This is a genomic window from Rhizobacter sp. P3_B12 (assembly GCF_056402895.1).
Window position 1 is genome coordinate 1 of sequence record NZ_JBFUGN010000832.1, and the last position, 2,772, is coordinate 2,772.

General features: G+C 70.5%; 3 protein-coding genes. All 3 read right to left on the reverse strand.

Annotated features, from left to right (window positions below; translation table 11 throughout):
* Window positions 1-200: 200 nt before the first annotated feature.
* The 3 genes from AC1D01_RS28725 to AC1D01_RS28735 are packed head-to-tail and all read right to left on the reverse strand — an operon-like array spanning window position 201 to window position 2,771.
* The gene (locus AC1D01_RS28725) at window positions 201-656 is read right to left on the reverse strand and encodes an RNA-binding S4 domain-containing protein (RefSeq protein WP_477872487.1); all 456 of its coding nucleotides are present in this window, start codon (window positions 654-656) and stop codon (window positions 201-203) included.
* A gap of 55 nt (window positions 657-711) precedes the next feature.
* The gene (locus AC1D01_RS28730) at window positions 712-2,070 is read right to left on the reverse strand and encodes a sensor histidine kinase (protein WP_477872489.1); all 1,359 of its coding nucleotides are present in this window, start codon (window positions 2,068-2,070) and stop codon (window positions 712-714) included.
* Between the two features lie 32 nt (window positions 2,071-2,102).
* The gene (locus AC1D01_RS28735; RefSeq protein ID WP_477872491.1) at window positions 2,103-2,771 is read right to left on the reverse strand and encodes a response regulator; all 669 of its coding nucleotides are present in this window, start codon (window positions 2,769-2,771) and stop codon (window positions 2,103-2,105) included.
* Between the last annotated feature and the right edge of the window lies 1 nt (window position 2,772).

A 2,772-nucleotide genomic window follows, 5' to 3' on the forward strand; every position in this document is an offset into this window, starting at 1 on the left:
GGTCAGCCGGCGTCTCAAGTCCTTGATCTTGCGAAGAATTTTCTGGATTTTGCATGGGTGGATCCTGTCGAATGGCGCGCAGATGGGCGCTTTGCCCCGCGTTTCAAGAGGGGCTTTCAAAATAATGCAGGGCCCCGGTGATGCTGGGCACGTGGGACCGTGCGGGGGAAAGGCAAGGGCGGGCCGACCCGGGCCCAGGGTCATTCAGGGTCGATGCTTGCGCTCCAGCGGTTCCAGTCGGCGAGCTGGCGGCGATCACGCTTGGTGGGGCGGCCCTGCTCGATCGCCAGGGCCGGTTCGGCCGCCAGCTTGCGCTGCTTCGCCGCCTCGTCGCGGCGCGCGATGCTGTCGGCGGTCTCCTCGTACAGCGCCTGCGCGACCGGCGCCGGCCCGCGCTGGTGGCTGAGCGCCCRCACGACGATGCTGAGGGTCAGCGGCCCCTGGCGCATCTCGACGCGATCGCCCGGCCTCAGCTCGCGTGCCGGCTTCGCGGCCTGACCGTTCACGCTGATGCGGCCCTTGTCGATCTCCTGGGTCGCGAGGCTGCGGGTCTTGAAGAAGCGGGCGGCCCACAACCATTTGTCGAGCCGCACGCCGGCGTCGGCGGGTGCGCTGGAAGGTGTACCGGGGTGGGCGCTATGGGATGACTTCGCCATGAACGGTTCGGGGACGGGGCTGCGCGCAGTGGTGGAGCCCCCAGTGTAGGCAGTTTCAGGCCGGCGGCGGCTCGCTGGCGGGCCGGAACCGCACCGTCGCGTCGAGGCCGGCGAGCCGGCCGGCGTACTGCCGGTTCGCCAGCTCGATCGTCGCGCCCACCGAATTGCAGATCTCGCGGCAGATCGACAGCCCGAGCCCGCTGCCCTGCGTCGGGTGCCCGGTGTGGAACGGCTCGAACAGCCGGTCGCGCAGCTCGGGGGCGATGCCCGGGCCGCTGTCGCTGATCAGCAGCTCGGCGTTCGCGACCCGCATCAGCAGCTCGCCGCGCTTTGGCGTCTCGCGGATCGCGTTGTGCAGCAGGTTGCGCAGCAGCTCCCGCACCATCCACTCATGGCCGTGCACCAGGCTCGTTTCGGCCTGCAGCTCGAAGTCGAGGTCGCGCTCGCCGATCAGCGGCGACAGGTCGAGCGCCACCTCGTTCGCCAGCGCTCCCAGGTCGGAGATGGCCGGTTCGGCCTGGCCTTGCACCTGCTCGACCTTGGCCAGCGCGAGCATCTGGTTGGCCAGGCGGATCGCCCGGTCGACCGTCGCATGCATCGCCGGCAGTGCGTCGCGGGCATCGCTGGCCGGCATGCACAGCGCCGACTGCACCTGGGTCTTCAGCACCGCGAGCGGCGTGYGCAGCTGGTGCGAGGCATCGCGCACGAACTGGCGCTGGTGGTCGTGCAGCCGCTGCAGTCGCTGCATCAACTGGTTCACCGCGCCGAGCAGCGGTGTCATCTCGGCCGGCAGGTCCGGGCTCGCGACCGGCGACAGGTCGCGGGCGCTGCGCGATTCGAGCTGCGCGCGCAGCGCCTCGATCGGCCGCAGCGCGTGGGCGACGACGAACCAGGTGATCGCCACGACGACGCTGATCAGCAGCGCCTGGCGGACCAGCGTGTCCATCAGGATCTGCCGCGCGAGCCGCCGCCGCACCTCCAGCGTCTCGGCCACCTGCACCAGCGCGACGCCGCGCGCGTCGGAGCTGGCCACCGGCTGGTAGAGCGCAGCGATGCGCACCGGCTCGCCGCGGAACTCGCCGTCGTAGAAATCGACCAGCGCGTCGTATGCCGAGCGCTGCGGCGGCGTGCGCGCATAGGGCGGGAAATCGGCATAGCCCGACAGGAACTCGCCGTTGAAGCCGCTCACGCGGTACATCATCCGGGCGTCGCCGTTGTCCAGCATCTCCAGCGCGTTGTACGGCAGCTCCACGTGCAGGTCGTTGCCCTTGACGGACAGCAGCTCGCCGATGTTGCGCGCCGAGCTGAGCAGCGTGCGATCGTAGGCCAGCGTGATGGCGTCGAGCGCGCGCTGGTAGAGGCTGACCGTGTCGAACGCGATGAAGCAGGCGATCGGCAGCACGATCCAGCCCATCAGCCGGCGCCTCAGGGAATAGACCGGCTGCGTCATGCGGCGCCGTCGGCCGGGTCGCAGCGCAGCAGGTAGCCCAGGCCGCGCAGCGTGATCAGCGAGACGCCGGAGCCGGCGAGCTTCTTGCGCAGCCGGTAGGCCACCACCTCGATCGCCTCGAACTGGATGTCGGTCTCCATCGGGAACACGACGCGGAACAGCTTCTCCTTCGGCTGCGCATGGCCGGGCCGCGCGATCAGCGCCTTCAGCAGCGCCTGCTCGCGCGGCGTCACGTCGAACACGCGGCCGTCGAGGTAGAACGCGCCGGACGACAGCTCCAGCGTCAGCGCGCCGCAGGCGAGCTCCTCCGATCCGGGGTCCGCGGTGCGGCGCAGCAGCGCGCGGATGCGGGCCTCGAGTTCGTCCAGGTCGAACGGCTTGGCCAGGTAGTCGTCGGCACCGGCGTTCAGGCCCAGCACCCGGTCGCCGACCGCGCCACGCGCCGTCAGCACCACGATGGGGACGCGGATTCCCTCGGCGCGCGCGCGGTGCAGCACCTGCAGGCCGTCCAGGCCGGGAATCGTCAGGTCGAGCAGCGTCAGGTCGGGCGGCTGGTTGCGCAGCTGCTGCAGCGCATCGCTGCCGTTGTGCACCACCGCCATGTCGAAGCCGCGCCGTTCGAGCGCCAGCTGCAGCGCCTGCGCCATCGCGAGGTCGTCTTCCACC